The organism is Streptomyces sp. NPDC052036 (assembly GCF_040680495.1).
Lineage (GTDB): Bacteria > Actinomycetota > Actinomycetes > Streptomycetales > Streptomycetaceae > Streptomyces.
Genome location: NZ_JBFAWW010000001.1, coordinates 406,755 through 432,200, shown reverse-complemented (window position 1 = coordinate 432,200; position 25,446 = coordinate 406,755). Strand labels below are relative to the sequence as shown.

The following is a 25,446-nucleotide window of genomic DNA, read 5'->3' as shown; positions in this document are numbered from 1 at the left end:
GACCGGGCTTACTTGGCGCCGAGACCGGCGTCGTCGACGGTGCTCTCGCCCTCGTCCTTGAGGACCTTGTTCAGCAGGGTCAGGTCGTAGATGCCGTCCAGCTTCGGGTCCTTCAGCAGACCGGACTTGACCGCGTGCTGCGCCTCGGTGTTCAGGGTCGAGGCCAGCGGGTCGTCGGTGACCTGGATCGACTTCCACGCCGGGTCCAGCACGTTCGCCGGCAGGGCCTTGCCGGAGTCGGCCTCCAGCTGCTTGTTCGCCGCGGTCTTCGCCTCGTCCGGGTTGGCGTTGATCCACTTGTTGGTGTCGACCGACGCCTTCAGGACCGCCTCCACGGCCTTCGGGTGCTCCGTGAGGAACTTCTGCGACACGATGATGTTCGTGATCACGAACTTCTTGTCGGGCCACAGCGACGACTCGTCCAGCAGGACCTTGCCGCCCTCCGCGACCAGCTTGGACGCGGTCGGCTCCGGCACCCAGGCGCCGTCGATCGAGCCGGACTTGAAGGCGTCAGGGGTGACCTTGTTGTCGGTGCGGACCACCGAGACATCGCCCTTGCCGCTCTCCGGGTCGACCTTCCAGCCCTGCTCCGCGACCCAGTTGAGGAAGGCCACGTCCTGCGTGTTGCCGAGTTGAGGCGTCGCGATCTTCTTGCCCTTGACGTCCTTCAGCGACTTGATCTTCTTCGGGTCGACCACGAGCTTCACCCCGCCGGACGCCGAACCGCCGATGATGCGCAGGCTCTTGCCGTCGGACTTGGTGTAGCCGTTGATCGCCGGGGAGGGGCCGATCCAGCCGATGTCGATGGCACCGGAGTTGAGGGCCTCGATCTCGGAGGGACCGGCGTTGAAGATCTGGTACTTGGCCTGCGTGCCGCCGAGCGACTTCTGGAAGAAGCCCTTCTGGACGCCGACGAGTGCGGTCGCGTGGGTGAGGTTGCCGAAGTAGCCGATCTTCACGGAGTCGAGACCGTCGATCTTCTTGGCTCCGGAGGCGATCTTCTGGCTGGAGGTGTCGTCCTTGGCCTCGGACCCGTAGCCACAGGCGGCGAGGGCGAGGAGGGGGAGAGCGGCGAGTGCGGCTATGCCGCCGCGAAGCAGGGAGCGGTTGGCAGGCACGGGAGGCTGTCCTCTCGTTGGCCCGGCGGTCACGCTCTCTCAGGGCGTGGCCGGGAGTTCGGCTGAGGGTCTTCGTCGCTTCTGGGACGTCAGGTGGGGGGACGGGGCGCGCAGGCAGTGCGCGTACGTCAGCACGCACATCGCGCCACTCCGCCCTGCCCGCTCCCGAGGGCACCGCTGCCGACGCGGCCGCCCTCCTTCGCGAACAGCGAGTAGAAGCAGGTGGTGATCATGATCAGAAGTCCCACCCGTCGCCGTCGGCGTCGTCGTTCACCGGCTCGGGCGCGGCGAACGACTCGCCGACCATGCCCGCGGTGAGCGTGGTGCCGTCGGCCGGGTCGATCAGGATGAACGATCCGGTGCGGCGGGAGTCCGCGTACGCGTCCACCGGCAGCGGCTCCGCGGTACGGATCTTCACCCGGCCGATGTCGTTGGCGACGAGCTGACCCGGGTGCGGGTGCAGGGACAGGTCGTCCAGGGTGAGACGGGACGGGATGTCCTTCACGATCGCCTTGACCGTGCGGGTGCCGTGCTTGAGCAGCACCCGGTGGCCGACGGTCAGCGCCTGGTCCGCGACATGGCAGACCGTCGCCTCGATGTCCTGGGTGGTCGCGGGCGCGTCCTCGCTCGGCACGATCAGGTCCCCGCGCGAGATGTCGATGTCGTCCTCCAGCAGGAGGGTCACCGACTGCGGGGTCCACGCCACGTCGACCGGCCTGCCGAGCAGGTCGATCCCGGAGACCTTCGTGGTCCGGCCGGAGGGCAGCACGGTGACCTGCTCGCCGACGCGGAAGGTGCCGGCCGCGATCTGGCCCGCGTAGCCCCGGTAGTCGGGATGCTCGGTGCTCTGCGGACGGATCACGTACTGCACGGGCAGCCGCGCGTGGCAGTGCGCCAGGTCGTGGCTGACCGGGACCGTCTCCAGATGCTCCAGGACGGTGGGGCCGCCGTACCAGTCCATGTTCGCGGACGGCTCCACCACGTTGTCACCGGCCAGCGCCGAGATCGGGATCGCGGTGACCTCGGGGACGCCCAGCTCGGTCGCGTACGCCGTGAACTCCTCGGCGATCGCCGCGAACACGGACTCCTGGTAGTCCACGAGGTCCATCTTGTTCACGGCGAGGACGACGTGCGGGACGCGCAGCAGGGCGGCGATCGCGGCATGGCGGCGGGTCTGCTCGACGACGCCGTTGCGGGCGTCGACCAGGACCACCGTCAGCTCGGCGGTGGAGGCACCGGTGACCATGTTCCGTGTGTACTGCACATGGCCGGGGGTGTCGGCGAGGATGAACCGCCGGCGGGGGGTGGCGAAGTATCGGTACGCCACATCGATGGTGATGCCCTGCTCGCGTTCGGCGCGCAGACCGTCGGTGAGCAACGCGAGGTCCGGGCCTTCCTTGCCGCGGCTCGCCGAGGCGCGCTCCACGGCCTCCAGCTGGTCGACGAGGACCGACTTGGAGTCGTGCAGCAGCCGTCCGACGAGCGTGGACTTGCCGTCGTCGACCGAACCGGCGGTGGCGAACCGCAGGAGAGTGGTGGCGGAGAGTTCCGTGGTCGTGGTCATGACTAGAAGTACCCCTCGCGCTTGCGGTCCTCCATGGCGGCCTCGGAGAGCTTGTCGTCGGCGCGGGTGGCGCCGCGCTCGGTGAGCCGGGAGGCGGCGATCTCGGCGATCACCTGCTCCAGGGTCACCGCGTCCGAGTCGACGGCACCGGTGCAGGACATGTCACCCACGGTCCGGTAGCGCACCAGACGCCGCTCGACCGTCTCGCTCTCCTTCGGTCCGCCCCAGTCGCCCGCGGTCAGCCACATGCCGCTGCGCTGGAAGACGTCGCGCTCGTGGGCGAAGTAGATCTCGGGCAGTTCGATGCCCTCGCGGGTGATGTACTGCCACACGTCCAGCTCGGTCCAGTTGGACAACGGGAACACCCGGACGTGTTCGCCGGCCGCGTGGCGGCCGTTGTAGAGCTGCCACAGCTCGGGGCGCTGGCGGCGCGGGTCCCACTGGGAGAACTCGTCGCGCAGCGAGAAGACGCGCTCCTTGGCGCGGGCCTTCTCCTCGTCCCGGCGCCCGCCGCCGAAGACGGCGTCGAACCGCTCGGCCTGGATCTTCTCCGTCAGGGGGAGGGTCTGCAGGGGGTTACGCGTGCCGTCGGGGCGCTCCTTGAGGACCCCCCGGTCGATGTAGTCCTGCACGGACGCCACATGCAGCCGCAGACCGTGCTTCTCGACGGCGCGGTCGCGGTACTCCAGCACCTCGGGGAAGTTGTGCCCGGTGTCCACGTGGAGCAGCGAGAACGGCACCGGCGCGGGCGTGAACGCCTTCAGCGCCAGATGCAGCATGACGATGGAGTCCTTGCCGCCGGAGAAGAGGATCACCGGCCGCTCGAACTCGCCCGCCACCTCACGGAAGATATGGACGGCCTCGGACTCCAGCGCGTCCAGATGGGACAGGGCGTACGGGCTGTCCGTGCCCTCGCTGGTCGAGGCGACGGTGGTCGTCATGCCAGTCCCCTTTCGCTGAGCAGCGCGTGCACCACGGCCGCCGACTCCTGCACGGTCTGGTTCTGGGACTCGATCCGCAGATCGGGGGACTCGGGCTCCTCATACGGGTCGTCGACCCCCGTCAGGCCCGTCAGTTCGCCCGCGGCCTGCTGGGCGTACAGGCCCTTCACATCGCGTACGGAGCACACCTCCAGCGGCGTCGCCACATGCACCTCCAGGTACGGCGTCCCGCTCTCCTGGTGGCGCTTGCGCACCGCCTCGCGGCTGTCCGCGTACGGCGCGATCACCGGGACCAGCGCCTTGACGCCGTTACGGGCGAGCAGATCCGCGAGAAAGCCGATGCGTTGCACATTCGTGTGCCGGTCCGCGCGGCTGAAGCCGAGGCCCGCAGAGATGAACTCGCGGATCTCGTCGCCGTCGAGCACCTCGACCCGGTGGCCTTCCTCGCGCAGCCGGCCGGCCAGCTCGTAGGCGATCGTGGTCTTGCCGGCGCTCGGCAGACCCGTGAGCCAGACGGTGGCTCCGGTTGTCACGGGGGACTCCCTGGTTGTCGGAAGGTCTCTGGAAAGCTGAGTCATGGTCAGCCGTGCAGCCCGCACTCGGTCTTGGCGCGGCCCGCCCAGCGGCCGGCGCGCGCGTCCTCGCCCGCCAGGACCCGACGGGTGCAGGGGGCGCAGCCGACGGAGGCATACCCGTCCATCAGCAACGGGTTGGTGAGGACGCCGTGTTCGGCGATGTACGCCTCCACGTCCTCCTGGGTCCAGCGGGCGATCGGCGAGATCTTCACCTTCTGCCGCTTCTCGTCCCAGCCGACGACCGGGGTGTTCGCCCGGGTCGGGGACTCGTCGCGGCGCAGGCCGGTCGCCCAGGCGGCATAGCCCGTGAGCCCTTCCTCCAGGGGCTGGACCTTGCGCAGCTTGCAGCACAGGTCGGGATCCCGGTCATGCAGCCGGGGCCCGTACTCGGCGTCCTGCTCGGCGACCGTCTGCCGCGGGGTGAGCGTGATGACGTTGACGTCCATCACGGCCTCGACCGCGTCGCGGGTGCCGATGGTCTCCGGGAAGTGGTAGCCGGTGTCGAGGAACACGACATCCACACCCGGCAGCGCGCGGGAGGCCAGGTGGGCCACCACCGCGTCCTCCATCGAGGAGGTCACACAGAAGCGCCGGCCGAAGGTGCCGGCCGCCCATGTGAGGATCTCCAGGGCGGAGGCGTCCTCCAGATCGCGACCCGCCTGCTCGGCGAGCGCCTTCAACTCGTCGGCGGTGCGCTCTTGCTGAGTCGTCGTCATATTTCGTCCCCTCCGCTGTCGGCTCGCTGGAGCCCCCGGGCCAGCAGGCCCAGGAACTTCAGCTGGAAGGCTCGATTGCACGCCGCGCATTCCCATGCCCCATGTCCCTGTTCGCTCGGACGAAGGTCCTCGTCGCCGCAGTAGGGGCAGTAGAAGGGGGCCGCTCGCTCGCTCACGACAGCGCCTCCTCGGAAGCCCGGGCTGCCCAGGCCGCGAACCGCTCGCCGTCCTCGCGCTCCGCCCGGAAGCGGTGGAGGATCCGCTCGATGTAGTCCGGCAGTTCCTCGGAGGTGACCTTCAGACCGCGGACCTTGCGGCCGAAGCCGGCCTCCAGGCCGAGCGCGCCGCCCAGGTGCACCTGGTAGCCCTCGACGTGCTCGCCCTTGTCGTTCAGGACCAGCTGGCCCTTGAGACCGATGTCCGCCACCTGGATACGCGCGCAGGCGTTCGGGCAGCCGTTGATGTTGATGGTGATCGGCTCGTCGAAGTCCGGGATGCGGCGCTCCAGTTCGTCGATCAGCGCGGAACCGCGCGCCTTGGTCTCGACGATGGCGAGCTTGCAGAACTCGATGCCGGTGCAGGCCATGGTGCCGCGCCGGAACGAGGACGGCTTCACCCGGAGGTCGAGCGCCTCCAGGCCCTCGACCAGCGAGTCGATCTGGTCCTGCTCGACGTCGAGCACGATCATCTTCTGCTCGGTGGTCGTCCGGACCCGCCCGGAGCCGTGGGCCTCGGCGAGGTCCGCGATCTTCGTCAGCGTCGTCCCGTCCACACGGCCCACCCGCGGCGCGAACCCGACGTAGTAGCGGCCGTCCTTCTGCCGGTGCACACCGACGTGGTCGCGCCAGCGCTGTACGGGCTGCGCGGGCGCCGGGCCGTCGGTCAGCTTGCGCTTGAGGTACTCGTCCTCCAGCACCTGGCGGAACTTCTCCACGCCCCAGTCGGCGACCAGGAACTTCAGCCGGGCGCGGTTGCGCAGCCGGCGGTAGCCGTAGTCACGGAAGATCGAGATGACGCCCTCGTGGACGTCCGGCACCTCGTCCAGCGGCACCCAGGCGCCGAGACGCTGCCCGATCTTCGGGTTGGTGGACAGACCGCCGCCGACCCACACGTCGAAGCCGGGGCCGTGCTCCGGGTGGACCACGCCGACGAAGGCGACATCGTTGATCTCGTGCGCCACGTCGAGCAGCGGCGATCCCGAGATCGCGGTCTTGAACTTGCGCGGCAGGTTCGAGTACGCCTTGTTGCCGATGACCCGGCGGTGGATCTCGTCGATGGCCGGGCTGCCGTCGATGATCTCGTCCTCGGCGATACCGGCGACGGGCGAGCCGAGGATGACACGGGGCGTGTCGCCGCAGGCCTCGGTGGTGGACAGCCCGACGGCCTCCAGACGGTTCCAGATCTCGGGGACGTCCTCGATCCGGATCCAGTGGTACTGGACGTTCTGCCGGTCGGTGATGTCGGCGGTGCCGCGGGCGAACTCCTGCGAGATCTCTCCGATGACGCGCAGCTGCCGGGTCGTCAGCCGGCCGCCGTCGATGCGGACGCGGAGCATGAAGTACCGGTCGTCCAGCTCCTCCGGCTCCAGGATCGCGGTCTTGCCGCCGTCGATCCCGGGCTTGCGCTGGGTGTACAGCCCCCACCAGCGCATCCGGCCGCGCAGATCGCTGGGGTCGATGGAGTCGAAGCCGCGCCGGGAGTAGATCGTCTCAATGCGTGTCCGCACATTGAGACCGTCGTCGTCCTTCTTGAACTGTTCGTTGCCGTTGAGCGGGGTGAAGTGACCCACGGCCCACTGACCCTCGCCACGGTGACGGCTCACCTTGCGGCGGGGCGTGGCGGAGTTCTGCGGGGTGGCGGCCATGGTGAATACGTCCTTCGGACAGACGGGGGCAGCGGCTCTTGCCTGCGCTTACAGGCGCATGTCACAAATGCGCGGCTCTGCGCGAGGGGGAGGAAGAGGAGAAATGCGGGAACTGGCTGCGGGTCTCAGCTCGCCGGACAGATGGCGCTGGACATGCGGCCGAGATCGACGTGTCGTCGACTCACCAAGGCGATTCCAGTTCCAGACATGACGGAAGCGTGTCACGGCGTATTGGACCCAGTCCAGATCCGTCCGTCATGTGGACACCCCTGTCCCGCGATGCGGGACAGGGGTGTCCTGGGTCACACGGCGGGGCGCGCCGTGCGGATGCAGGTCAGGCCGAGTAGGCCCCCGTCCAGGGTCCGGGCGTGGGCAGGTCGGGCTCGTCCTCGACCTTGGTGTCGAAGAGCCGGAAGCCCCGGCGCTGGTAGTTGTCCATCGCGTGTTCGCCGTCCTTGCTGCACGTGTGCAGCCACACCCGCTTCGTCGGCACGCGGGTCGGCCAGCGGTCCGCGAGGTCCCAGGCGCGCGCGGTGCCGTACGACAGCAGGTGTCCCCCGATCCGTCGCCCGCGGAACGCCGGGACGAGCCCGAAGTGGGCGATCTCCACGACTCCCTCCGCCACCGGGACCAGCTCGACATACCCGGCCGGGGTGCCCCGGTCGTAGGCGACCCAGGTCTCCACGCCCGGCCGCTCCAGGTACTCCTGCCACCGTGCGTAGGTCCAGCTCAGCCGGTCGATCCAGCGGATGTCCCCGCCGACCGACGCGTACAGGAAGCGGTTGAGCTCCGGCGAGGGAACCTCCGCGCGGACGATCCGGACATCTCCTTCGGGGGCCGTGGCGGGACGCAGATCGGCCGGGGAGGTCTGTTCTAGGGACCACGTGGTCACGGTGAGAGTGCTCATGCGGTCAGGGAATCACGGGGGCACGCGGCCTGACGAGGGGGGCCGCTGTCCGGACTCCGACCGGTCCGCGTCAGGCACGTCGGCGTGTCGTCACTCCGGCCGGTCCGTGTGCGCTGTCGCGGCGTGTCGTCGGTCCGGCCGGCCCTGCGTCCGTCAATCCAGCGCGTCGTCGACGGAGTCCAGCGGCACCGCGTACAGCACCCGCCCGTCGGCCGAGCCCGTCCCCGAGTCGTCGTCCTCGCCGACCGCTCCCTCCGTCAGCGTCCACAGCTCGCCCGTCTGCTGCCAGTACGACAGGGAAGTGGTGTGCCGGCCCCAGCAGGCATGGGTCTCGTCGGCCGCACAAGTGGCCGCTTTCGCGCCGGAGGCGGTCTGCCGCCAGAGCGTCCCGTGTCGGCCGCCGACGGCGGGTGCGCGGTCGACGTACCAGTCGGGCCGGGAAGCTCCCGGGCGCTTGTGCGACAGCACGCCCTGCACCCCGGCCGCGTCGGTCTCGTAGGTCTCCGTGGCCCGGACGTCTCCGTGCGCGTCCGTGGCCAGCAGTCCGGTGCGGCCGGGGACGGTGCTGTAGGCGTAGCGCCACAGACGGGCCGGCCGGTTGGTGCCGCCGGGCGGGAACCACTCGCTGGCCACCAGGCTGTCCGGGGTCGAGGTGCGGTCCAGGGAGAGGGCGGAGAAGCAGGGGACCGTGCGGTCGTCGGCCGTCGAACAGGGGCCGCCCGTCAGACGGTAGGAGCCGATCTCGGGCAGCACGAACTGGTAGCCGTGCGCGGAGTAGCCGCCCTTGACCCGGCCGATGGCGTCACTGTCGACGTCCGCCTTCAGGATGCGCTGGAGGTCGAAGACGAGCAGGGAGTCCCGGGCGGTGACGATCAGCTTGTCCTGGTACCACACCATCCCGGACAGACGGGTGCGTACGGCCTCGAAGCCCTTGCCGTCGGCGCGCGGGGCGACCAGCAGGACCCAGCGGTAGGCGAGGCGGGCCGGATCGTTCGCGTCGATGAAGGCGACCCGGGCGAGGCCCCGGTCGGCCGCGGAGGAGTGACGCCCGGCGTGGCGGTCGTCGTGCGTCCAGCCGGACAGGACGACCCGGTCGGGACCCCAGCGCCCGTCGTTGTCGGCGTCCCCGGAGGTGGTGACGGACCGGGGCAGCCACTGGGGGGTCGTCGCGTCGCCGTTGTCCCAGCAGTACGCGCGCGTGGCCGTCGGTTTCACCGGCAGCGCGGCGGTCTCGGCGGCGTCGCACGCGGACCGCTCGCGCATCGGGTGGTCGGCGGCCTGAAGGACGTCGTGGACGCCCACACGGCCGCCCATCGCATGGGTGAGCGAGTCGAGTGCCCGGTGGTCGGTGAGGTTCTCGTGGAGGCGGAGCCCGGCGGTCTCCGCCGCGGTGGTGACCCGGGTCAGGCCGCCGGGGTTGTCCCCGCCCGCGGCCTGGGAGGTGCTGATCAGCGTGGCAGCGGCGGTGAGCGCCAGTGCGGTTCCGGCGAGCGTGGCCCGTAGCGCACGGCCCCGCCGCCTACGGCGGTGTCTGCCACGGTGCTTCATACGACCTCCCGGCGTAGGCCAACTGCTCCTCATGATCCGGACGTTGACGGGGGGAGCGGGTGGGGTGGCCTGTGCAGGGGATGCTACGGCAGACGGCTGCGGCACCGGTCCAAGACCCGGGAAATAAAGGGATATCCCCACCGTGAGGGCTAGTCAGCCGTCGGTGTCGTTCCGTCTGCGTCGTCGCAGCGGTGCTGTCGCCCAGACCGTCAGTCCGACAAGGGACACGACCACCGACGCTCCGACGATGGTGGGGACCACCGCCATGAGGGAGAGGGCGAGCAGGCCCTCTGCCCAGGAAAGCAGATCGGCCCATATCGAGTGCCCGCCCGCTGTGCCCCCACCTTGCGTCATGAACGCGATGACGCCGACGGGCAGCGATCAGTTCCCGATGCACGCCCTGTCCTCGGCCGTTGCCCTCGGGCGCGCCTCAGGCCTCCTCGGTGTCATGGCGACGCGGTGGTGCTTCGGGCCCTCACCACCGCCGGCGCCACCGAGTGCGGCAGCAGATCCGCGGGGTCGGCGGGGAGCAGCACCTCCACCTCCGCCGCATCGCGGAATCGATAGGGCCGGTGCTCCAGAAAGGCCCCCAGGTACCGCCTGACCCGGGACATCTCCGCGCGCACCGTGACCGTGCGAGCGGGGTCGCCGAACAGGTCGGCGGAGAGATCGGCGGCCGAGCGGCCCGCGCGCCGGAGCGCGAGGAGGTACAGCAACTCGGCGTGCCGAGGGCTCAGTTCATGGGTCCAGGAACCCGTGTCGCCCGACACCGTCACCGACCAGCGGCGCGGGTGCGCCACATCCAGGACCACGCGGCTGGCACGCTCCGGCGCGGGCGCGTCGGCCGCGCGGATCAGCCAGCCGTCCGGCAGCGGCTCCACCGTGCAGGGCCCCACCACCGGCAGCAGAGAGCGACCGGGCGCGATCGCCACGGGCAGGGCCACCCGGCTCACATACGGCATCCCGGTCACCGCCGCCGTCCAGCCGTCCTTGTCCACCGCCAGCGCCCGGCCGCCGACCCCGGCCAGCAAGGGCGCCGCCACCGCGCGCAGCCGGTCCAGCGAGGTCAGATGCAGCTCGCGCAGCCGGGCCTCGGCGAGCTTGGCCACCGTGTCCACCCAGGCGACCGTCGCCGGATGCATCGTCCGCAGCGGGCCGCTGATGTCCACGACGCCGATCAGCCGGTCGTCGCGCGGATCCGTGATCGGGGCGCCGGTGCACGTCCAGGAGGCGTGGGAGCGTGCGAGGTGCTCGGACGCGAAGACCTGCACCGGGCGCCGGGTCACCGCCGGGGTGCCCACGCCGTTGGTGCCGACGACCCCCTCGCCCCAGTCCGCGCCGGGCTCGAAGCCCAGTCGGTCCGCCTTGCGCAGGACCGGGGGGCTGCCCTCGCGCCACAGCACCCGTCCGTCCGCGTCGGCGACCACCATGATGTGGTGCGCGACGTCCGCGACCGACAGCAGGCCCTCCCGCAGCACCGGCAGCACCTGCCGGAGCGGCGAGTCTCGGCGGCGCCGCTCGATCTCGTCGTGGCTGAGCGGTCGGGCCCGGACGTCGTGCTCGGGGTCTACGCCGCCGCGCAGCGCACGTCCCCAGGACGCCTCGATCACCGGGCGCGGCGGGACGGGGGCGCGCTGCCCCGAGAGCGTCGCGCTGCGCACCTCGCTCAGCACACGCGCCGCCTGCACGGGGCTCAGGACGGCGAGCCGCGTGACGTCTTTCGCCGAGTGCGCCACTGGAACCTCCCCCAAGGACCTGTCGCTGCCGTCCGGCCCGTCCACCGCGGGCCGCCCGGGCCGGTGGCGAGAACCTGCCGTGCGTGGTCTCTCCCGCGCCGGCGTCCGTGCGCCGCCGGCCACGGCCTCGGCGGCTCGCCCGCCGCGCCCGTCGGCCGTTTTCGGCCGGATACACCCGGACCCGTGTTGACGGTGGTTCTCATATTGCCGTCTGCCCAGGGCGGAGGGGCGTACTCCGGCCAACTGCGGGCAGAAAGTTGCAACCCTCTGCAACCCTGGCGGACGCCCTCAGGCTGATTGAAACTTGTGCAACGTCGCTCCGGCGACGTCCGCGCTCCTTCTGGGGGGCCAGACGAGCGGGGGTGGTGCCGTGTCGGCGCAGCACCACCCCCGCGCGCGCTCCTACGTCCTGTTGTGCGCCGAAGGTGTCAGAGGACCGGTCGCGCCCGCTCCACCACCGTGGCCAGATCCAGCGTGTGCGGCAGGGTGCCGAAGGCCCTGCCCCAGTCGCCGCCCAGCCGGGATGCGCAGAAGGCGTCGGCGACCTCGGTCGGGGCGTACCGGACGAGCAGCGACCCCTGGAGCACCAGCGCCATCCGCTCCACCAGCCGGCGCGCCCGCGCCTCGATGCCCTCCAGATCGGCGAGTTCGGTGAGCAGATCCTTGATCGCGCCGTCCAGCCGGTGGTCCGCGCCACGTGCCCGGCCGACCTCCTGGAGGAAGGCGTTCAGCGACCCCGGCTCGCGCTGCATGGCCCGCAGCACGTCAAGCGCCTGCACATTGCCCGCGCCCTCCCAGACCGAGTTCAGCGGCGACTCCCGCAGCAGCCGGGGCATCCCCGACTCCTCCACGTAGCCGTTGCCGCCCAGGCACTCGGAGGCCTCGGCCACCACCGGGGTGCAGCGCTTGGTCACCCAGTACTTCGCGGCGGGCACCGCGAGCCGCAGGAACGCCCGCTCCTGCTCGCTCCCGTCGTCGTAGGCCGCCGCCAGCCGCAGCGCCAGCGTCGTCGCCGCCTCCGACTCCAGGGCCAGGTCCGCCAGCACGTTGCGCATCAGCGGCTTGTCGAGCAGTTTGCCGCCGAACGCCTCCCGGTAGCCGCAGTGGTGGATCGCCTGCACCAGCGCCTGTCGCATCAGCGCCGTCGAGCCGAGGACGCAGTCGAGCCGCGTGGCCGCGACCATCTCGATGATGGTCCGCACCCCGCGCCCCTCCTCGCCGACCCGGCGCGCCCAGGTGCCGTCGAACTCCACCTCGCTGGAGGCGTTCGACCGGTTGCCCAGCTTGTCCTTGAGCCGCTGGATCATGAACACGTTCCGGGTGCCGTCCTCCAGCACACGCGGGACGAGGAAGCAGGTCAGTCCTCCCGGTGCCTGCGCCAGCACCAGGAACCCGTCGGACATGGGCGCCGAGCAGAACCACTTGTGGCCCCGCAGTTCGTACGTCCCGTCCTCCGCGAGCGGCCGGGCCTCGGTCGTGTTCGCGCGTACGTCGCTGCCGCCCTGCTTCTCGGTCATCCCCATGCCGAAGAGCACCCCGGCCTTCTGCGCGGCGGGGCGCAGACCCTGCTCGTAGACCAGCGAGGTCAGTCGGGGCTCCCACTCGGCGGCGAGCGCCGGGTCCGTGCGCAGGGCCGGAACCGCGGCGTGCGTCATCGACAACGGGCAGCCGTTGCCCGCCTCGACCTGCGACCAGACCGTGAACGCGGCCGCGCGCCGTACATGACCGCCCGGCCGTACCCAGGCCGCGGTCAGTCCCGCGGAGACCCCCTTGCCGAGCAGCCGGTGCCAGGCCGGGTGGAACTCGACCTCGTCGATACGGTTGCCGTAGCGGTCGTGGGTGCGCAGCTTCGGTGGGTTCTCGTTGGCCTGGACGCCCCACTCCTGCACCTGGGCGGAACCGGCACTGTGCCCGAGTCCGGACAACTCGGCGCGGGCCTCGTCGAGGAGCGCGGGGTCAAGATGCCGCTCGACGGCCTCCACGAGGGCGCGATCGGCGGTGAAGACGTCGTACTCGACCAGCGGCGGAGCCTGGTTGGTCACGGTGTGCGTGGTGGCTGCCATGGGGCGAACTTACCCCCGAGTACGCCCCCGGGTCACCCGTATCCCGGCGCATCCGGCCGCCCCCTCGGGGGGCGGCCCGGGCGGGGGATGAGGGCAGGCCCGGGCGGCGGATACCGTTAAGGCGTGCAGTCAGCAGCAAGTGAACCCCCCAAGCGGCCGTCGGGCCGTCTCCACCGGGCGCGCGCCCTGTACCGGAACGTCTCCAAGCGCAGGACCGCCTGGCTGCTGCTGAAGGACACGGTCAACTCGTGCATGGAGTACCGCATCCTCGGGCTCGCGGCCGAGGCGGCGTTCTTCACGCTGCTGTCCGTGCCGCCGCTGCTGCTCAGCCTCATCGGGCTGCTCGGCTACGTGGACGCCTGGACCGGCGCCGACACCATCCAGAGCCTGGAGCACAACATCCTGGAGGCGTCCCGCACGGTCCTGTCCGACAAGGGCGTCACGGAGATCGCCCAGCCGATCCTGCACGACGTGATGAAGGGGGGCAGGCCCGACGTCATCTCCATCGGGTTCCTGTTCGCCCTGTGGTCGGGCTCCCGGGCGGTGAACGTCTTCATCGACACGATCACGGTGATGTACGGGCTCGACGGCACCCGGGGGATCGTGAAGACCCGGCTGCTGGCGTTCGTCCTGTTCATCGTGGCGCTGCTGATCGGGTCGGTGGCGCTGCCGCTGATGGTCGCCGGTCCGGACGCCGTGGTGAACGTCGTGCCGTGGTCCACGACCGTGGTGCAGGTCCTGTACTGGCCGGTGGTCATCGTCCTGTCGATCGTCTTCCTGACGACCCTCTACCACGTGTCCGTGCCGGTGCGCTCCGCATGGGTGGAGGACGTGCCCGGCGCCCTGGTGGCCCTCGCGATGTGGGTGCTGGGCAGCTTCCTGCTGCGCATCTACCTGACCCAGACGGTCGAGGGGCCGACGATCTACGGCTCGCTCGCCGCGCCCGTGGCGGTGCTGCTGTGGATAGGGGTGTCCGCCTTCGCCGTGCTGGTCGGCGCCGCCGTCAACGCGGCCATCGACCGGGTGTGGCCCGCCGCGGCCACGGCTGCGGCCCGCGAGGCGAACGAACGGCTGCGGGAGGAGCAGGCCGCCGAGTACGTGGCCCGCGCCGCCGCGGCGCGCGCCGCCGATCCCGCCGATCCCGACGACCCCGACATGCCCTCCGAGTTCCCGGAGCGCTGGTCGCGCTTCCTGCCCCACGAGGACGTGACCTCACGCCTGCGGGCACATGTGCGCAACGCGGCCCCCCAGCCCGGGAAGAAGGACACCACGGGGGAGTGAGGACCAAGGTCGCCTAGGCTCGGGCCGTGTCCTTCCGCGTTCTCGTGTACACCCGCGCCACCGGCTACCGCCACGACTCCGTCCCGGACGCCGTCGCCGCCGTACGCGCCCTCGGCGCCGCGCACGGGTTCGACGTCGAAGAGGGCGCGGACCCCGCCCTCTTCGAGGCGTCCCTCGACGGGTACGCGGCGGTGGTGTTCCTGTCCACCAGCGGCGAGGTCCTCACGCCCGAAGGGCGCGCCCGGCTGGCGGCCTACGTGGAGGGCGGCGGCGGCTTCGCCGGTGTCCACGCGGCCGCCTGCACCGAGGAGGACTGGCCGTACTACGGCGAACTGCTGGGCGCCCGGTTCGCGCGGCACCCGCAGTACCAGCCGGGCCGGGCGCTGATCGAGGACCGTTGTCATCCGGCGACCGCGCACCTGCCCGCCGTCTGGGAGTTCACGGACGAGTGGTACGACTTCCGCTCCAGCCCCCGCGGTTCGGTGCGCGTCCTCGCCTCCGCGGACGAGTCCTCGTACGAAGGCGGCGGGATGGGCAAGGACCATCCGCTGGTGTGGTGCCGCGAACAGGGCGCGGGACGGGTCTTCTACACGGCGCTCGGCCACGCCACCGAGGCCTACGCGGATCCCGTCTTCCGGGCCCATCTGCTCGGCGGTATCCGCTGGGCGGCCCGCGCGGAGTAGCCCCGGGTGCCGTGCCCGGGGGCCGGACGGGGAAGAGATGAGATGCGATGAGGCGGGCCACTCGCTGGCGATCGGGCGATCGGACGGTCCGCGCAGGCGGGCACTTCCGGTCCGGTCGGGCGGCCGGGCGGTCCCCAGGCGATGAGGAGAGGCCGGATGGAGCGTGCGGACGAGGCGACGACGGACCCGGTGAACGCGGCGGACCCGGTGGTCCGCACCCCCTACGGCGCGGTGCGCGGACGGTACGAGCACGGGATCGCCGTCTTCCGGGGCATCCCCTTCGCCGCCCCGCCCTTCGGCCCGCGCCGCTTCCGCCCACCCGTACCGCCCGAGCCCTGGGATGGTGTCCGGGACGCGGGCGCGTTCGGGCCGACGCCCCCGAAGCCGCCGTACTCGCCGGCGTTCGCCCGTTATCTGTCCGACCCGGTGGTCGCGGGCGACGACTGCCTCAACCTCAATGTGTGGACACCGGCACCGGAGGCGGGCGCCCGGCTCCCGGTCATGGTGTGGATCCACGGCGGCGCCCTGACCCGCGGCTCCTCCGCCGTGCCCGTCTACGACGGCAGCTCCTTCGCCCGCGACGGGGTCGTCCTCGTCTCCTTCAACTACCGCCTCGGGGTGGAGGGGTACGGCCTCTTCCCGGACGCCCCGCCCAACCCGGGACTGCGCGACCAGCTCGCCGCACTGGAGTGGGTGCGCGACGCCGTCGCCGCGTTCGGCGGGGACCCGGACCGGGTGACCGTCTTCGGCGAGTCCGCGGGCGCCATCAGCATCGGCGCGCTGCTGGCGAGTCCGCACGCCCGGGGACTGTTCCACCGGGCTGTGCTGCAGAGCGGGCCGCCCGAGTCGACGGAACGGGACAAGGTGCGGCGCCTGGTGCGGCGCATGGCGGCGCGGCTGAAGGTACCGGCCACCGCGGCCGCGTTCGCCGAGGTGGACCGCGGGCTGCTGGCCGAGGCGCAGGCGGAGGCGGGCCGCCGGGCGAGCCCGATCCTCGGCGGGCCCGCCTTCGGCATCGTCGTCGACGGTGACCTGGTGCCCCGCGACCCCCTGGAGGCGCTGCTCGACGGCGCCGCCGGGGACGTACCGCTGCTCCTCGGCTGGACCAGTGAGGAGTACCGGCTGTGGCTCGTGCCCACCGGGCTGACCGAACGCATCGACCGGCTCGGCGCGGTGGCGCTGGCCGGGGCGATGGCCCGCTGCCACTGCGGCCCCGAGGTGCCGCGCGGCTACCGCACCGCCCATCCGGACGCCCCGGTCTCCGACCTGGTGGGCCAGATGGTCACCGACCATCTGCTCCGCCGTCCGCTGCACCGGCTGGCCGGCTCCCGCACGGGCGGCGACCGCGCGCCCTGCCATGTCTACGAGTTCGCCTGGCGCTCCCGGGTGCCCGGTCTCGGCGCCTGTCACGCCCTGGAGCTCGGCTTCGTGTTCGACAGCGCGGAGGTGCCGGAGTCGGCGAGACTGGCCGGCCCCGGCGCGCCTCGTGAACTCGCCCGCGAGATGCACACGGCGTGGGTGCGCTTCGCGACGGACGGCGACCCGGGCTGGCCGGTCTGGGACGCCACCCGTCCCGTACGCGTCTTCGGCGGCGACGGGGAGCCGGTGGCCCATGGCCTGCGGGACCCGGAGATGGCGCTGTGGGAGGCGGCGGCCACCCGCCCGGAACCCGTGCCCGCCGCACCGGGCGCCGCAAGCGTCTCGCTCCTCAAGGGAGCGACCCCGCTGTCGGCCGTACGGCGGCTGCGCCGGCCGGGAGCCGCCCCGCGCCGGTGAGAGGAGACCCTCGATCCGCGTATCCGCCAGCAGCGGGCGGATACGCGGATACGCGGATACGCGGATAGCGGATATGGGGATAGCGGATATGGGGATAGCGGATATGGGGATAGCGGATATGGGGATAGCGGATATGGGGGTACGCGGATACGCGGCGCGGCTCAGTCCGACGCCGTGTCCGCACCCGCCCTCAGGGCACCCTCCCTCAGCGTGCCCGCGATCGACGTGATCGCCTCCGGGCCCACCCGGCAGCATCCGCCGATCAGCCGGGCCCCGGCCGCACGCCAGCGCGTGACCTCCGTGGCGCTGAACGTGCTGCGTCCGTCCCAGGCGCGGGCCTCCGCGTCCCAGCTCTCCCCACTGTTCGGGTAGACCACCACCGGCTTGCCGGTCACCCGCGCGGCCGTCTCCACCGCGGCGTCCACGTCCTCGGGCGCGCAGCAGTTCACGCCCACCGCGATCACCTCGTCCGCGTCGGCGGCCGGCGCGAACGCCTCCTGGAGCGGCTGCCCGGCGCGCGTACGGTCGCCGGAGACGGTGTACGACAGCCAGGCGGGGACGCCCAGCCCGCGCACCGCTTGCAGCAGGGCCTCGGCCTCGTCCGCGTCGGGCACCGTCTCCAGGGCCAGTACGTCGGGCCCGGCCGCGGCCAGCACCTCCAGACGCGGACGGTGAAAGGCCGCCAGCTCGGCGACCGTGAGGCCGTAGCGGCCCCGGTACTCGGAGCCGTCCGCGAGCATCGCCCCGTAGGGACCGACGGACGCCGCCACCCACAGCGGGCGGGTGACGCCCTTCGCGCGCGCCCGCGTCGCCGCCTCGCGGGCGAGGCCGACACTCAGGGCGATCAGCCCGGCCGCGCGGTCGTGGTCGAGGCCGCGCCGGGCGAAGCCCTCGAAGGTCGCCTGGTAGCTCGCTGTGATCGCCACGTCCGCGCCCGCCTCGAAGTACGCGAGGTGCGCCTCGGTGATCGCCTCGGGCCGCTCCGCGAGCAGCCGCGCCGACCACAGCGCGTCGCTCAGGTCGTGCCCGGCCGACGCGAGCTGGTTCGACATGCCGCCGTCCAGGACGACCGTCCCGTCGGCGAGCGCCTCGGCGAGGGTGGGGGTGGTGTTGCCGGTCATGACAACGACGCTAGTCGAACACGTCCTCCCGGGACAGGCGCGGGCCTGCCTCAGCCGACCCGGATGCCCACGATGCAGGTGTCGTCGTCGGTGTCCGACCTGCTGTAGGTGAGCAGACGGTCCAGCTGCTGGTCCAGCGTCGGGGGCACGGTCCGCGCGGCGGTCAGCAACTGGGCGAGGGACTCCTCCACGGAACGGTCCCGGCGCTCGATCAGACCGTCCGTGAACATCAACAGCCGGTCACCGACGGCAAGTTGGACCTGGTGCTCCTCGTACACCGCCTCGGGTACGGCCCCGAGCAGCATGCCCTTGACCAGGGGCAGCGCCGCCGTCTCGCCGCCGCGCACCAGGACGGGCGGCAGATGGCCCGCCCTGGCCCAGCGCAGGGTGTGACGGTTCGGGTCGTACAGGCCGCAGACGGCCGTGGCGGTGACCGCGCCGGTCAGATGGTGGGCCACCATGTTGAGCCAGGCCAGCAACTGGCCCGGCCCGGCGCCCGTCACGGCGAGCCCGCGCAGCGCGTTGCGCAGGACGACCATGCTCGTGGCCGCCTCGATGCCGTGTCCGGCGACGTCGCCCACACACAGCAGGACCAGCCGGGACGGCAGGACGACCGCGTCGTACCAGTCGCCGCCCACCAGTTGTTCGGTCTCCGCGGGCCGGTAGCGCGCCGCGACCTGGAGGCCGTCCGCCTCCAGCGGGGCCTGCGCCGGAGGCATGATGGCATGCTGCAACTGCAGGGTGAGCCGGTTGCGTTCACTCGCCTGCTGTTCGGTGTGCGCGAGCTGGTCGCGGGTCGCGGCGAGCGCCATCTCCGTCCAGTGCTGGGCGGAGATGTCCTGATAGGCCCCCCGTACGACGAACAGCCGCCCGTCGGAGTCCAGGACCGGTTCGGCCACCACCCGGATGTGCCGCGTCACCCCGTCGGGGCGTTGCAGCCGGAAGGCCGTGGACGCCGGCCGCCGGCGGTGGAGCAGGGTGCGCAGAAACCTGCCGATGGCGACGGTGTCGTCGGGGTGGGCGTGCGCGGGCAAGTCCTCCAGGGGCACCGGCAGGCTTGAGGCGGGCTTGCCGTAGAGGGCGAAGAGCTGTCCGTTCCAGGTGATCTCGCCGGTGAGCAGGTTCTCCTCGAAGCCGCCGATGCGGCCGAGGCGCTGGGCGTGCTGGAGCAGGCTCGCCAGCCGGGCCGCCTCGTCCTCGATGCGCCAGATGAGCAGCACACTGCCCGCGTGCCGGCTGATGCTGATGTCGGCGACCGCCGCGAGCGGTACGTCGCCCACCAGCGCGGTGAGCCGCATGCGGTGGGCGCGGAAGGGCTCGCCGGTGGCGTAGACGCGCTCTATCCGGTCGAACAGCTCGCTCCGCCCGGCGGCCATCGGGTACGCCTCCAGCAGCAGAGCACCGCTCACGACGCCCCGCGGCCGGCCGACGGGGTCCAGGAAGCGGCTGTTGACGTGCTGGATGCGGAAGTCGACGAGGTCCCCGTCGGGACCGAGGTGCGGCACCAGCACCAGCGCGGGGTCGTGCAGCCCGTCCGCCAGGTCCATCAGCTCCGCGGCGTCCGGCAGCACGCGGGGCCCCGCGTCCCCGTCGGGGTGCCGCCGTGTACCGCTCTCCAGGGTGTGCGCGCACAGCTCCGCCAACGCCTCGATCTGGCGGACGATCTGCGGCGGCTGCGGTTCCAGCGGGGCGGGCCAGGCGATCTCCAGCACACCGTGGATGCGTCCGCCGGTACCGGCGGGCAGGGCCACCCTCCCGCCCTCCGGGTGGTGGTGCTGGCCGATGGAGGGCAGACCGGCCGCGGACAGGGAGACGATCCACTGTCCCGCACGCTCGGCGAGACCGCGACGCGCCACGGTCGCCACGCCCGGGGGCACATACCGCCAGCGGCCGGCCTCCGCCACCGAGAACCCGGAGCTGCCCGCCAGCGTGAGGGAGCCGTCCGCGCCCACGGCCCAGATGGCCACGGCCGTCGCGCCGAGCGGGGTCAGGGCGTGCTCCAGCAGGGAGTCGGCCACGGCCTGGGTGTCGTCGGCGGCCAGCGCCCCGCTCTCGGCGGCCCGCAGCCGTACGGCGGAGGACGCACCCGGGGCGGTGGCGCCCTCCGCCTTGGCGCCGGAGCCCGTTGTCGCGGCCAGGAAGGCCGAGGTGACCTCCGAGAGCCGGTCGCGGGAGGCCTGGTTGATGACCTCGACCGCGAACTCCAGGGAGGTCGCACCCGCCTGCTCGGTCAGCTCGGCGAGTTGCCGGGCCGCCTGTGCGGGGCCGCAGCCCAGCCGTTCGACGAGGATGCCCTTGGCGAGTTCGATCAGGGCCCGCCCGTCGGCCTGGGCCTGCGCCGCCAACACTTCGCGCCGCAACCGCTCGACGGTGGCCGCCAGCCGCCCGACTCGCGAGACGGAGGCCTGGGTGACGTCACTGGACAACCCGGCCTCGATACGACCGTCGCTGACCTGCGGGATCCCGGCCGGGCCGGCTACAGGGCTGTCCGGATCGACCACAGGAACCCCCGAGCCGCCCGGACCCGCGGCGGGCGGAATCACAGCGCCCGGACCGGCAGCGGGCGGGTGGGGGCCGGTGGCCTCCGCGGCCGCCGGAGGCCGGGGCGTCGGATCCGGCCGCTCCGACGACCCGGTGCCGGTCGGACTCGGGGCGGGCCGCTCGGGGGGCTGTGGGGGGTTGCTCACGGTTGGCCTGTTCCTCGGCTGGGACGTCCTAAGACGCACACGGAGGGCGCCGGCAGGCGCCCGGTCGGCTGGTGCGCACAGCGGGCGCCCCGGTCAGACGGGCAGCCAGCGCCGGACGCGGGCGATGAGGTCATGTGTGTCGACGGGCTTGGTGACGTAGTCGTTCGCCCCCGACGCGAGGCTCTTCTCCTGGTCGCCCGGCATCGCCTTCGCGGTGACGGCGATGATGGGCAGGTCCGCGTACCGCGGCATCGTACGGATCTCGGCCGTGGCGGCGTACCCGTCCATCTCCGGCATCATCACGTCCATCAGGACCAACGCGATGTCGGGATGGGCGAGCAGCGTCTCGATGCCCTTGCGGCCGTTCTCCGCGTGCAGCACCCGGAAGCCGTGCAGCTCCAGGATCCCGCTCAGCGCGAAGAGGTTGCGCGCGTCGTCGTCGACCACGAGCAGCGTACGACCGAGGAACGCGTCGTCCACGGGCTGCGCGGCGGTGTGCTGCGGCTCCTCGGCACGGACCAGGGACAGTACGTCCCCCGGTTCCTCGGCGGACAGGTGCAGGGTGATGTGCTCGCGCAGCTCGTCCAGACTGGACAGGAATTCCAGCGGCCGGCCCCCCGAACGGGACTGCAGGGCATGCTCCTGGGACAGGTCCACCCGGTGGCCGCTGTGCACGAGCACGGGGACGCTCGCCAGCGCGGTGTCGCCCCCCATGGCCTCCAGGAGGCGTGACGCCTCCTCGCCCGGCATACCGAGTTCGAGGACGACGCAGTGGCACGGCTCGGCGGCCAGCGCGCTCGCCGCCTCCTGCGCCCCGATGGCGGTGATGATGTCGATGGCGCCGTGTGTGTCGCCGCTGTCGTGATCGTGCGCGATGTCCGCCACCGCGCTCTCCGCGACCAGGGTGAGCAGACCGCGCGGACGCTCCTCCACGACCAGCAGCCGGCGCCTGCGCTGTCCCGGCACCGCCAGGGGGACGGAGAAGTCCGGACCCGGCGCGGGCAGCACCTCGGCGGGCATCATGAGGCCGGTCTGCTCCGCCGCCCGGCCGGCGCCGTCCATCAGTTCCTCGAAGTCGGCGCGTGCCACGGGCAGATAGAGCGTGAAGGTGCTGCCCTGCCCCGGCGTGCTGTCGACCGTGACGGCACCGCCGAGCAGGTGGGCGATCTCCCGGGTGATCGACAGACCGAGGCCGGTGCCGCCGTACTTGCGGCTCGTCGTCCCGTCCGCCTGCTGGAACGCCCCGAAGATCGTCTCCAGTTGCTGCTGGGGGATGCCGATGCCGGTGTCCTTCACCCGGAAGGCCACGACGGTCCCGCCGCGGACGACCCCCTCGGGAACCTCCTTGCCGGCGGCCGGCTCGATCCGCAGCCCGACGCTTCCCTGCTCGGTGAACTTGACCGCGTTCGACAGCAGGTTGCGCAGGATCTGACGCAGCCGGGAGTCGTCGGTGAGCAGGTCGGCGGGGGCGCCCGGAGCCGTGGTGACCGTGAACTCCAGGCTCTTCTGCGTCGTCATCGGACGGAACGTCGCCTCGACGTACTCCAGCAGCTGCCGCAGCGAGACCCGCTCCGGGCTGACGTCCATCTTGCCCGCCTCGACCTTCGACAGATCGAGGATGTCGTTGATCAGCTGGAGCAGATCGGAGCCCGCGGAGTGGATGATGCCCGCGTACTCGACCTGCTTCGGGGTGAGGTTGCGCGAGGGGTTCTGCGCGAGCAGCTGGGCCAGGATGAGCAGGCTGTTCAGCGGGGTGCGCAGCTCATGGCTCATGTTCGCCAGGAACTCCGACTTGTACTTGGAGGCCAGCGCCAGCTCCTGGGCACGGGTCTCCAGTTCCTGCCGGGCCTGTTCGATCTGGAGGTTCTTGGCCTCGATGTCGCGGTTCTGCGAGGCCAGCAGGGACGCCTTCTCCTCCAGCTCGGCGTTGGAGCGCTGCAACTCGTCCTGCTGGACCTGCAACTCCTCGGAGCGGGCCTGGAGTTCGGCGGTCAGCCGCTGGGACTCCTCCAGCAGTTCGTCGGTGCGGGCGTTGGCGACGATGGTGTTGAGGTTGACGCCGATGCTCGGCATCAACTGGCCCAGGAAGTCCTGGTGGATCTGGGTGAAGCGGGTGACCGAGGCCAGCTCGATCACACCGAGCACCTGGTCCTCGACCACGATGGGCAGGACCATCAGGGCGCTCGGCACCGCCTGGCCGAGCCCCGAGGAGATGGTCACGTATCCGGGGGGAAGCTCCTCCACGCTGATGGCGCGGTGGTTACGGGCGGCCTGGCCGACCAGTGAGCGGCCGACGGGGATACGGGCGGGGCGGTCCTTGTCGTCGGGGTAGCCGTAGGAGCCCACCAGCCACAGTTCGGGCCCGCGTTCGGTGTCCTCCGCGAGGTAGAAGGCGCCGTACTGGGCGGACACCAGGGGCGACAGCTCGTCCATGATCAGCTCGGCGACGACCGGCAGCTCCCGGTGGCCCTGCATCAGCCCGGAGATCCGGGCCAGGTTGGTCTTGAGCCAGTCCTGCTCCTGGTTGGCCCGCGTGGTCTCGCGCAGGGACTCGACCATGGAGTTGATGTTGTCCTTCAGCTCGGCGACCTCGCCGGAGGCCTCCACGGTGATCGACCGGGTCAGATCGCCCTCCGCGACCGCGCTCGCGACCTCGGCGATCGCGCGTACCTGCCGGGTCAGGTTCCCGGCCAGCTCGTTGACGTTCTCGGTCAGCCGCTTCCAGGTGCCCTCGACGCCCTCGACCTCGGCCTGTCCGCCGAGCCGCCCCTCGCTGCCGACCTCCCGCGCCACCCGGGTGACCTCGGCGGCGAACGACGACAGCTGGTCCACCATCGTGTTGATGGTGGTCTTGAGCTCCAGGATCTCGCCCCGGGCGTCGACGTCGATCTTCTTCGACAGGTCGCCGCCCGCCACCGCGGTCGTCACCAGCGCGATGTTGCGCACCTGGCCGGTGAGGTTGTTGGCCATCGAGTTGACGTTGTCGGTGAGGTCCTTCCAGGTGCCCGCCACATTGGGCACGTGCGCCTGCCCGCCGAGCCGCCCCTCGGTGCCCACCTCACGGGCCACGCGGGTGACCTCGTCGGCGAACGCGGACAGCGTGTCGACCATCGTGTTGATGACGTCCGCGAGAGCCGCGACCTCGCCCTTCGCCTCGACCGTGATCTTCTGCGACAGATCGCCGCGCGCCACGGCGGTGGCGACCTGGGCGATGGAGCGGACCTGACCGGTCAGATTGGACGCCATCACATTGACGTTGTCCGTCAGGTCCTTCCAGGTCCCCGACACACCCCGGACGATGGCCTGTCCGCCGAGGTTGCCCTCGGTGCCGACCTCGCGGGCGACACGGGTGACCTCGTCGGCGAAGGCGGAGAGCTGGTCGACCATCGTGTTGATGGTGTTCTTGAGTTCGAGGATCTCGCCGCGGGCGTCGACCGTGATCGTCTGGGACAGGTCGCCCTGGGCGACCGCGGTGGCCACCTGGGCGACGTTGCGGACCTGGGCGGTGAGGTTGCCCGCCATGAAGTTGACGGAGTCGGTCAGATCGCGCCAGGTGCCTTTGACACCCTTGACGTCGGCCTGTCCGCCGAGCCGCCCCTCGGTGCCGACCTCGCGGGCGACGCGGGTGACTTCGTCGGCGAAGGCGGAGAGCTGGTCGACCATCGTGTTGATGGTGTTCTTGAGTTCGAGGATCTCGCCGCGGGCGTCGACGGTGATCTTCTGGGAGAGGTCGCCTTCGGCGACGGCGGTCGTCACCTGGGCGACGTTGCGGACCTGGGCGGTGAGGTTGCCCGCCATGAAGTTGACGGAGTCGGTCAGATCGCGCCAGACACCACCGACGCCGGGCACCTGGGCCTGCCCGCCGAGCCGCCCCTCGCTGCCCACCTCGCGGGCGACGCGGGTGACTTCGTCGGCGAAGGCGGAGAGCTGGTCGACCATCGTGTTGACGGTCTCCTTCAGCTGGAGGATCTCGCCGCGCGCGGGCACGTCGATCTTCTGCGACAGATCTCCCTTGGCCACCGCCGTCGCCACCTGCGCGATGTCCCGCACCTGGGTGGTCAGATTGCCGGCCATGGCGTTGACGGAATCGGTCAGATCGGCCCAGGTGCCGGAGACCCCGGGCACCTCCGCCTGACCGCCCAGCGTCCCTTCGGTGCCCACCTCGCGCGCCACCCGCGTCACCTCGGAGGTGAACACGGACAACTGGTCCACCATCCCGTTGAAGACGGTGGCGATGTCGCCGAGCAGGCCCTCTCCGTCGGTCGGCAGCCGTGTGCCGAAGTCGCCGTCGCGTACGGCGGTCAGCCCGGCCAGCAGCTGCCGCAGCTCCTGGTCACCCGGAGTCCGCTGGGCGGTCCCGGTTGTCCTGCTGGTCATGCGCACCCTCGTTCCGCTCCCCAGGAGTCCTCGCGCCGAGGACTCGGAACCGCGCCCGGGCCCGCGAACGGTCCCATTTGCCGCCCCCGCGCTTCGGTAGTTCACAGAATCTGCCAGATGAGAAAATCCGTCGCAGGTTAACTCAGTTGTCGTGTGACAACCAAAGTCTCTCGCAAAGATCCCGCTCGCCGCATCGGACCCCCCTGAAGGGGGTATACCGGTGCGGGGCCGGGCGCGCGACAGGGCGGTCCTCACGCTCTGACGATCCGGCGTCCAGCTGTTTCTGCAAGCGGTTTCCGTCCGGTCTCTGACGCCCCGTTGACCTCCTGGTGACGCGCACCTACCGTTTCGATGTTCGGAACCGGAGATGCGGTACGGGATCTCGAACGCCGCATTCTCGTTCCCCACGGGAGAGGCGCCAGGGTGACGGGGTACGCGGGTCTGGTGCGGGACGCGCCGGTGGCGCAGGATTTGATACCGGAGGGTCGT

At 71.5% G+C, this 25,446-nt stretch carries 19 protein-coding genes; 3 read left to right on the top strand and 16 right to left on the bottom strand.

Annotated elements, in window-relative coordinates; translation table 11 throughout:
* Positions 1–8: 8 nt before the first annotated feature.
* The 13 genes from AB0L95_RS02125 to AB0L95_RS02065 all read right to left on the bottom strand — a co-directional run bounded on the left by AB0L95_RS02125 (position 9) and on the right by AB0L95_RS02065 (position 13,032).
* Complete coding sequence (locus tag AB0L95_RS02125; protein ID WP_365155447.1) at positions 9–1,118, bottom strand: aliphatic sulfonate ABC transporter substrate-binding protein; 1,110 nt, start codon at positions 1,116–1,118, stop codon at positions 9–11.
* A 235-nt stretch (positions 1,119–1,353) separates the two neighbouring features.
* Positions 1,354–2,682 carry a GTP-binding protein gene (locus tag AB0L95_RS02120; RefSeq protein ID WP_365155444.1) on the bottom strand — a complete coding sequence of 443 codons (1,329 nt, stop codon included), beginning with the start codon at positions 2,680–2,682 and terminating at the stop codon, positions 1,354–1,356.
* A 2-nt stretch (positions 2,683–2,684) separates the two neighbouring features.
* On the bottom strand, positions 2,685–3,623 hold the full coding sequence (gene cysD / locus AB0L95_RS02115; RefSeq protein WP_365155442.1) for a sulfate adenylyltransferase subunit CysD: 939 nt from the start codon (positions 3,621–3,623) through the stop codon (positions 2,685–2,687).
* Complete coding sequence (gene cysC / locus AB0L95_RS02110; protein ID WP_365155439.1) at positions 3,620–4,156, bottom strand: adenylyl-sulfate kinase; 537 nt, start codon at positions 4,154–4,156, stop codon at positions 3,620–3,622. The genes cysD and cysC overlap by 4 nt, the downstream gene beginning before the upstream one ends.
* Positions 4,157–4,203: 47 nt before the next feature.
* Positions 4,204–4,914, bottom strand: coding sequence for a phosphoadenylyl-sulfate reductase (locus AB0L95_RS02105; protein WP_365155436.1), 711 nt, complete (start codon positions 4,912–4,914; stop codon positions 4,204–4,206).
* Positions 4,911–5,090, bottom strand: coding sequence for a hypothetical protein (locus tag AB0L95_RS02100; RefSeq protein WP_365155433.1), 180 nt, complete (start codon positions 5,088–5,090; stop codon positions 4,911–4,913). Before AB0L95_RS02100 ends, AB0L95_RS02105 begins: the two co-directional genes overlap by 4 nt.
* A complete protein-coding gene (locus AB0L95_RS02095) occupies positions 5,087–6,778 on the bottom strand; it encodes a nitrite/sulfite reductase (RefSeq protein WP_365155430.1) in 1,692 nt (563 codons plus the stop codon). The genes AB0L95_RS02100 and AB0L95_RS02095 overlap by 4 nt, the downstream gene beginning before the upstream one ends.
* Positions 6,779–6,903: 125 nt before the next feature.
* Positions 6,904–6,987, bottom strand: a complete 84-nt coding sequence (locus tag AB0L95_RS02090; protein ID WP_309486338.1) for a putative leader peptide — start codon at positions 6,985–6,987, stop codon at positions 6,904–6,906.
* Between the two features lie 125 nt (positions 6,988–7,112).
* Positions 7,113–7,685, bottom strand: a complete 573-nt coding sequence (locus AB0L95_RS02085) for a GNAT family N-acetyltransferase (RefSeq protein ID WP_365155427.1) — start codon at positions 7,683–7,685, stop codon at positions 7,113–7,115.
* 153 nt (positions 7,686–7,838) lie between these two features.
* Positions 7,839–9,233: a hypothetical protein gene (locus AB0L95_RS02080; RefSeq protein ID WP_365155424.1), complete on the bottom strand. Its 1,395-nt coding sequence runs from the start codon at positions 9,231–9,233 to the stop codon at positions 7,839–7,841.
* Positions 9,234–9,386: 153 nt separating this feature from the next.
* Positions 9,387–9,587, bottom strand: a complete 201-nt coding sequence (locus AB0L95_RS02075) for a hypothetical protein (RefSeq protein ID WP_365155421.1) — start codon at positions 9,585–9,587, stop codon at positions 9,387–9,389.
* 92 nt (positions 9,588–9,679) lie between these two features.
* Positions 9,680–10,969, bottom strand: coding sequence for a GAF domain-containing protein (locus tag AB0L95_RS02070; protein WP_365155418.1), 1,290 nt, complete (start codon positions 10,967–10,969; stop codon positions 9,680–9,682).
* Between the two features lie 428 nt (positions 10,970–11,397).
* Positions 11,398–13,032, bottom strand: a complete 1,635-nt coding sequence (locus AB0L95_RS02065) for an acyl-CoA dehydrogenase family protein (protein ID WP_365155415.1) — start codon at positions 13,030–13,032, stop codon at positions 11,398–11,400.
* Between the two features lie 123 nt (positions 13,033–13,155).
* Here AB0L95_RS02065 and AB0L95_RS02060 point away from each other — a divergent pair, with 123 nt between their 5' ends.
* The 3 genes from AB0L95_RS02060 (at position 13,156) to AB0L95_RS02050 (ending at position 16,772) form a co-directional block, all read left to right on the top strand.
* Entirely contained in the window at positions 13,156–14,313 is a 1,158-nt protein-coding gene (locus AB0L95_RS02060; protein ID WP_365155412.1) for a YihY/virulence factor BrkB family protein, read from the top strand.
* Between the two features lie 26 nt (positions 14,314–14,339).
* Positions 14,340–14,996: a ThuA domain-containing protein gene (locus AB0L95_RS02055; protein WP_365155409.1), complete on the top strand. Its 657-nt coding sequence runs from the start codon at positions 14,340–14,342 to the stop codon at positions 14,994–14,996.
* 156 nt (positions 14,997–15,152) lie between these two features.
* Positions 15,153–16,772: a carboxylesterase family protein gene (locus AB0L95_RS02050; RefSeq protein WP_365155407.1), complete on the top strand. Its 1,620-nt coding sequence runs from the start codon at positions 15,153–15,155 to the stop codon at positions 16,770–16,772.
* A 161-nt stretch (positions 16,773–16,933) separates the two neighbouring features.
* On the opposite strand, the gene mmuM is transcribed toward AB0L95_RS02050, so the two are convergent.
* The 3 genes from mmuM to AB0L95_RS02035 all read right to left on the bottom strand — a co-directional run bounded on the left by mmuM (position 16,934) and on the right by AB0L95_RS02035 (position 24,957).
* Positions 16,934–17,893 (bottom strand): homocysteine S-methyltransferase, encoded by a 960-nt coding sequence (gene mmuM / locus AB0L95_RS02045; protein ID WP_365155404.1) that lies wholly within the window; start codon positions 17,891–17,893, stop codon positions 16,934–16,936.
* A 50-nt stretch (positions 17,894–17,943) separates the two neighbouring features.
* Positions 17,944–20,331: a SpoIIE family protein phosphatase gene (locus AB0L95_RS02040; protein ID WP_365156471.1), complete on the bottom strand. Its 2,388-nt coding sequence runs from the start codon at positions 20,329–20,331 to the stop codon at positions 17,944–17,946.
* Between the two features lie 342 nt (positions 20,332–20,673).
* Positions 20,674–24,957 (bottom strand): HAMP domain-containing protein, encoded by a 4,284-nt coding sequence (locus tag AB0L95_RS02035; RefSeq protein ID WP_365155401.1) that lies wholly within the window; start codon positions 24,955–24,957, stop codon positions 20,674–20,676.
* Positions 24,958–25,446 lie beyond the last annotated feature (489 nt).

What these genes read in the sequence shown, in the direction of transcription:
- AB0L95_RS02085 (WP_365155427.1), bottom strand. Translation starts at nt 7,685, where the DNA reads ATGAGCACTCTCACCGTGACCACGTGGTCCCTAGAACAGACCTCCCCG.
- cysD (WP_365155442.1), bottom strand. Translation starts at nt 3,623, where the DNA reads ATGACGACCACCGTCGCCTCGACCAGCGAGGGCACGGACAGCCCGTAC.
- AB0L95_RS02035 (WP_365155401.1), bottom strand. Translation starts at nt 24,957, where the DNA reads ATGACCAGCAGGACAACCGGGACCGCCCAGCGGACTCCGGGTGACCAG.
- AB0L95_RS02065 (WP_365155415.1), bottom strand. Translation starts at nt 13,032, where the DNA reads ATGGCAGCCACCACGCACACCGTGACCAACCAGGCTCCGCCGCTGGTC.
- AB0L95_RS02050 (WP_365155407.1), top strand. Translation starts at nt 15,153, where the DNA reads ATGGAGCGTGCGGACGAGGCGACGACGGACCCGGTGAACGCGGCGGAC.
- AB0L95_RS02105 (WP_365155436.1), bottom strand. Translation starts at nt 4,914, where the DNA reads ATGACGACGACTCAGCAAGAGCGCACCGCCGACGAGTTGAAGGCGCTC.
- AB0L95_RS02120 (WP_365155444.1), bottom strand. Translation starts at nt 2,682, where the DNA reads ATGACCACGACCACGGAACTCTCCGCCACCACTCTCCTGCGGTTCGCC.
- AB0L95_RS02080 (WP_365155424.1), bottom strand. Translation starts at nt 9,233, where the DNA reads ATGAAGCACCGTGGCAGACACCGCCGTAGGCGGCGGGGCCGTGCGCTA.
- mmuM (WP_365155404.1), bottom strand. Translation starts at nt 17,893, where the DNA reads ATGACCGGCAACACCACCCCCACCCTCGCCGAGGCGCTCGCCGACGGG.
- AB0L95_RS02095 (WP_365155430.1), bottom strand. Translation starts at nt 6,778, where the DNA reads ATGGCCGCCACCCCGCAGAACTCCGCCACGCCCCGCCGCAAGGTGAGC.
- AB0L95_RS02075 (WP_365155421.1), bottom strand. Translation starts at nt 9,587, where the DNA reads ATGACGCAAGGTGGGGGCACAGCGGGCGGGCACTCGATATGGGCCGAT.
- AB0L95_RS02090 (WP_309486338.1), bottom strand. Translation starts at nt 6,987, where the DNA reads ATGTCTGGAACTGGAATCGCCTTGGTGAGTCGACGACACGTCGATCTC.